At 67.3% G+C, this 5,068-nt stretch carries 5 protein-coding genes; 1 reads left to right on the top strand and 4 read right to left on the bottom strand.

Annotated elements, in window-relative coordinates; genetic code table 11:
* The first annotated feature begins 192 nt into the window (after positions 1–192).
* A complete protein-coding gene (gene ald / locus A9W95_RS21330) occupies positions 193–1,302 on the top strand; it encodes an alanine dehydrogenase (protein ID WP_067417425.1) in 1,110 nt (369 codons plus the stop codon).
* On the opposite strand, the gene bla is transcribed toward ald, so the two are convergent.
* From bla to A9W95_RS21310, 4 genes are all read right to left on the bottom strand, one after another.
* Positions 1,299–2,165, bottom strand: coding sequence for a class A beta-lactamase (gene bla / locus A9W95_RS21325; RefSeq protein WP_067417424.1), 867 nt, complete (start codon positions 2,163–2,165; stop codon positions 1,299–1,301). The genes ald and bla overlap by 4 nt on opposite strands.
* 1 nt (position 2,166) lies before the next feature.
* On the bottom strand, positions 2,167–3,189 hold the full coding sequence (locus A9W95_RS21320) for a nitronate monooxygenase (RefSeq protein ID WP_067417422.1): 1,023 nt from the start codon (positions 3,187–3,189) through the stop codon (positions 2,167–2,169).
* Positions 3,190–3,193: 4 nt separating this feature from the next.
* A complete protein-coding gene (locus A9W95_RS21315; RefSeq protein ID WP_067417420.1) occupies positions 3,194–4,525 on the bottom strand; it encodes a pitrilysin family protein in 1,332 nt (443 codons plus the stop codon).
* The coding region (locus A9W95_RS21310) for a S1 RNA-binding domain-containing protein (protein ID WP_156746328.1) at positions 4,503–5,068 on the bottom strand (566 nt) is incomplete at its 5' end. The genes A9W95_RS21315 and A9W95_RS21310, both read right to left, overlap by 23 nt.

Raw genomic sequence — 5,068 nt, 5'->3', positions numbered from 1 at the left:
GTGATCCGCGCGTCACCGTGCAGGACGGCCAGAATCCGGTGATCCACCTCGTCGATGTCGGCGGCCCGAACATCCTTCGACGTATACCCCGCGGGGATCGCATCGGCCGTGATACCTTCACTCATCAGGCCATATTAAAGAATGATCATCATGCTAATTGCGGTATTGTCGAATGTTTTTCACACTTGAGACATGCGGGTGGGCATTCCGACCGAGACCAAGAACAACGAGTTCCGGGTGGCGATCACCCCGGCCGGGGTTGCAGCGCTGGTCAATCGCGGCCACGAGGTGCTGGTTCAAGCCGGCGCCGGAGAAGGCTCGGCCATCACCGACGCCGACTTCAAGGCGGCCGGCGCACAACTGATCGGCCCGGCCGAACAGATATGGGCCGACGCTGACTTGCTGCTCAAGGTCAAAGAACCGGTGCCCGCCGAGTACGGCTTACTGCGGCGGGACCAGGTCCTGTTCACCTACCTGCATCTGGCGGCATCGCGACCCTGCACGGATGCGTTGTTGGCGGCGGGTACCACGTCGATCGCCTACGAGACCGTGCAAACCGCCGACGGCACCCTGCCGCTGCTGGCCCCGATGAGCGAAGTGGCCGGACGGCTCGCGGCTCAGGTGGGCGCCTACCACCTGATGCGCACGCACGGCGGTCGTGGGGCGCTGATGGGCGGCGTGCCGGGTGTCGAACCCGCCAACGTGGTCGTGATCGGCGGAGGCATTGCCGGGTACAACGCCGCGCGGGTAGCCGGCGGCATGGGGGCGACCGTCACGGTGTTCGACGTCAACCTCAGCCGGCTTCGCCAACTCGACGCCCAGTGCGCCGTACACACCCGCTACTCCTCGGCATATGACCTCGAGAACGCTGTCAAGCAGGCCGACCTGGTAGTCGGCGCGGTCTTGGTGCCCGGCGCCCGGGCACCTCAGCTGGTATCCAATTCGCTGGTGGCGCACATGAAGTCCGGTGCGGTGCTCGTCGACATCGCCATCGACCAGGGCGGTTGTTTCGAAGACTCGAGGCCGACCACCCACGACGACCCGACCTTCGCCGTACACGACACATTGTTCTACTGCGTGGCGAACATGCCCAGCGCCGTGCCCAAGACGTCGACGTTCGCGCTGACCAACGCGACGATGCCCTATGTGCTCGAGCTCGCCGACCACGGCTGGCGATCGGCGTGCGCGGCGGATCCCGCTTTGGCCCATGGTCTTTCGACCCATGACGGTGCGCTGCTCTGCGAACAGGTCGGCGCCGATCTCGGCCTGCCTTGGCTGCCACCGGCCACCGTGCTGGCCTAACCGGCGAGCGCTGGCAACACCGCCCTGGTCACGTCGGCGATCAGCGTCTGCAGCGCGTCGGCGTTCGGGTCGTCGGCTTGCGAGCGGGTCATGATCGCCAAGAGCACCCGCCGTCCGTCGGGACCGTACGCCACGCCTATGTCGTTGGTGCTGCCGTAGTCTCCGGTGCCGGTCTTGTCGGCCGTGGTCCAACCCGGCGGCAGCCCGGCCCGCATGGTCGAGGTGACATTGCCACGCATCCAGGTTTCCAGCTGGCTGCGCTGTGAGGACGCGAGAACGGCTCCGGTGAGCAGCTTTTCAATGCCGCCGCCCAACGCCCGTGGTGTGCTGGTATCACGGGGATCGCCCGGGATGGCGGTGTTCAGTTCGATCTCCCAGCGGTCCAGTCGGGAGCGGTCATCGCCGATGGAGCGAGCGAAGTCGGTGATGGCCGGCGGGCCGCCGATGGCCTGCAGCAGCAGGTTGGCCGCGGTGTTGTCACTGCGCTGCAGTGCCGCCGCGCACAACAGCGACAGCGGCATGGTGTCACCGGCATGCGGCGCTGTCACCGGTGAATTTGGTTGCAGCGCAGCAGGATCAATGAACGTTGCTTGCGCCAGATCCAATTCGCCGCGCTCGCACTTCTGCAGCACACGCGCCGCGGCGTAGACCTTGAACGTCGAACACATGGCGAACGCGTCGTCGGCGCGGTGCGTCACCGCCCGGCCCGACGCGAGGTCGCGCGCGTAGACACCGACGATGGCGTGGTATTGGTCCTCGAGTTCGTCAATGCGACCGGCCGGCTCGGCGACCGCGCGGGGCGAGCCGGTCAGCGTCAGCACCGCCGCCGTGCCCAACAGCAGCTGTCGGCGAGACAGGTCCATCTCAGTAGGGACTGAGCGCCGCGACGATGTCGGCCACCGGGCCGGCTTGGGCGTTGCGGTAGGCCGTACCGGCCCACAGCGTCGTCCCGTGCGGGTCCTCGGCCTGCACTGCCGCCTCCCGGATCGGTTCGGTCATTTGATGAACCTCCGGATAGCCCAGCGGCGCAACATGATCGAGCAAGCGGGTGAAGTTGTTCGCCAAGCCCCGGGCGTACCGGCCGGAGAACGCGCGCGTGACCACGGTGGAGTCGAAGTGCGGATTCTTCAGGGCCACCCGGTAGGCGGAGTCGGTGCCGGCCTCGTCGGCGAGCAGCAACGCCGTGCCCACCTGCGCGGCGACCGCGCCCCAGCGCAGCGCGGCAGCGACGTCGTCGACGGTGCCCAGACCGCCGGCAGCGATCAGCGGAACGTCGTGAGAGGCGCCGATCCGGTCGAGCAACTGGTGCAGTGATTCCTCGCCTGGATCCATATCGGGCGCGAAGGTGCCTCGGTGTCCGCCGGCCCCGGGCCCTTGCACAACCAAGTTGTCCGCGCCGGCCGCGACGGCGACCCCCGCCTCGTACGCCGACGTGACGGTCACCGACACCAGCAGGCCCAGCGCGCTCAACCGGCGAATGACATCAGGTGGGGGCGCACCGAACGTGAAGGACACCATTTCCGGGCGGACGTCGGCGAGCACCTCGAGCTTGCGTTCCCATTCATCGTCGTCGCCGTAGACGGGGTGGCCCACCTCGACTCGGTAGTGGTCGGCGACCTCTTCGAGTTCCTCCGCGTAATACTCCAACTGCACCCAGTCGGCCACACTCGGTTGCGGCACAAACAGATTGGCCCCGATCGGGCCCGTGGTGGCGGCACGGGCGGCGATGATGTCCTCAGCGAACTGCTCAGCGCTCAGATAGCCGCCGGCGACGAAGCCCAGCCCGCCGGCGTTTGACACCGCCGCGGCCAACGCCGGGGTACCCGGCCCCCCGGACATCGGCGCACCGACGATGGGCACGTCGATGTCCCAGAAGCCCAGTACCATCCGGCTAACTTACCATCGCCCGAAGTTGTTGCGGCAGTGTTCGTTTCGAGCCATAAGGGCCGACAACGGCGGCACCGAAGCGCTTGTTGAGCAGCTGGCGCGCCACGGCGTTGACCTCCTCGAGGGTGACCTGCTCGATCTGCTGCAAGGTGTGCTCGATGCTGCGGTGGGCGCCGTAATTCAGCTCACTGCGGCCCAGCCGACTCATCCGTGATCCGGAGTCTTCCAGACCCAGCACCAACCCGCCACGCAACGAGCCTTTGGCGATGCGGCATTCGGATTCGGTGATCCCGTCGCGCGCCACCGCTTCGAGCACCGCCGTGGTGACCCGCATGACCTCGGGGAAACGTTCCGGCAGGCAGGCGGCGTACACCGACAAAGCGCCGCTGTCGGCGAAGACGTCCAGCGCTGAATACACCGAGTAGGCCAGCCCGCGGGACTCGCGAACCTCTTGGAAGAGCCGGGAACTCAGTCCGCCGCCGAGGGCGGTGTGTAGCACCGACAGTGCCCAGCGGTGCTCCCAGCCGCGGCCCGGTGTGCGAACCCCCAGCGACACGTGGGTCTGCTCGGCGTCACGTTTGCCCAAAGTGAGCCCTGGGTGGCCGTTCACCCGGCCCGCGCCCTTGCGCGGCGCGACCGGCTTGCGGCCACGGACCAGTCGCGACCCGAAGTGCTCGCGCACCAGCGCCACCACATCGTCATGGTCGACGTTGCCGGCCACCGCGACGACCATCCGCTCGGGGGTGTAACGCCGCACGTGGAACGAGTGCAATTGCGCGCGGGTCATCGCCGACACCGACTCCACGCTGCCGATCACCGGCCGGCCCACCGGGTGGTCACCGAACAACGCCGTCAAGAACATGTCTGACAACGCGTCCTCGGGGTCGTCGTCGCGCATGGCGATCTCCTCGAGGACGACGTCGCGTTCCAGTTCGACGTCGTCGGCGGCGCACCGACCGTTCAAGACCACGTCGGCGACCAGGTCGACGGCCAGGGCGAGGTCCGTGTCGAGCACGTGCGCGTAATAGCAGGTGTGTTCCTTGGCGGTGAACGCGTTGAGTTCACCGCCGACGGCGTCCATCGCCTGTGCGATGTCCACGGCCGTGCGGGTGGGGGTGGACTTGAACAGCAGATGCTCAAGGAAGTGCGCGGCACCGGCCACCGAGGTGCCTTCGTCGCGCGATCCGACCCCGACCCACACCCCTACCGAAGCGGAACGGACCGCGGGCAAATATTCGGTGACGACCCGCAGACCGCCCGGCAAGGTGCTACGGCGCACACCATTACTTTCCGGGCGCGTCAGGCGCCCGGGGTCAGCTGCTGACCGACGCGGCATCGGCTGGAGCTGCTCCAGAACCCGTATCGGCGGCGGCACCCGAGCCGTCGTCCTCAGCGACCAGGATCAGCGAGATCTTGCCCCGCTTGTCGATGTCGGCGATCTCCACACGCAGCTTGTCGCCGACGTTCACCACGTCCTCGACCTTGGCGATGCGCTTGCCCTTGCCCAGCTTGGAGATGTGCACCAAGCCGTCACGGCCCGGCAGCAACGAGACGAACGCACCGAAATCCGTTGTCTTGACCACGGTTCCGAGGAACCGCTCCCCGACTGTGGGCAGCTGCGGGTTGGCGATGGCGTTGATCTTGTCGATCGCGGCCTGCGCCGAGGGACCATCGGTAGCGCCGACGAACACGGTGCCGTCGTCCTCGATGGAGATCTGCGCGCCGGTCTCCTCGGTGATGGCGTTGATGACCTTGCCCTTGGGGCCGATGACCTCGCCGATCTTGTCCACCGGAACCTTGATGGTGGTGACCCGCGGGGCGAACGGGCTCATCTCGTCCGGCGCGTCGATGGCCTCGGCCATGACCTCGAGGATCGTCA

It is taken from the genome of Mycobacterium sp. 1423905.2 (genome assembly GCF_001673155.1).
GTDB lineage: Bacteria > Actinomycetota > Actinomycetes > Mycobacteriales > Mycobacteriaceae > Mycobacterium.
The sequence above is the reverse complement of the archived record's forward strand: the minus strand, read 5'-3'. Positions and strand labels throughout refer to the sequence as shown.

Bases quoted from the DNA above. Each gene is read 5' to 3' on its own strand.
- bla (WP_067417424.1), bottom strand. From the start codon at position 2,165: ATGGACCTGTCTCGCCGACAGCTGCTGTTGGGCACGGCGGCGGTGCTG.
- ald (WP_067417425.1), top strand. From the start codon at position 193: ATGCGGGTGGGCATTCCGACCGAGACCAAGAACAACGAGTTCCGGGTG.
- A9W95_RS21320 (WP_067417422.1), bottom strand. From the start codon at position 3,189: ATGGTACTGGGCTTCTGGGACATCGACGTGCCCATCGTCGGTGCGCCG.
- A9W95_RS21315 (WP_067417420.1), bottom strand. From the start codon at position 4,525: ATGCCGCGTCGGTCAGCAGCTGACCCCGGGCGCCTGACGCGCCCGGAA.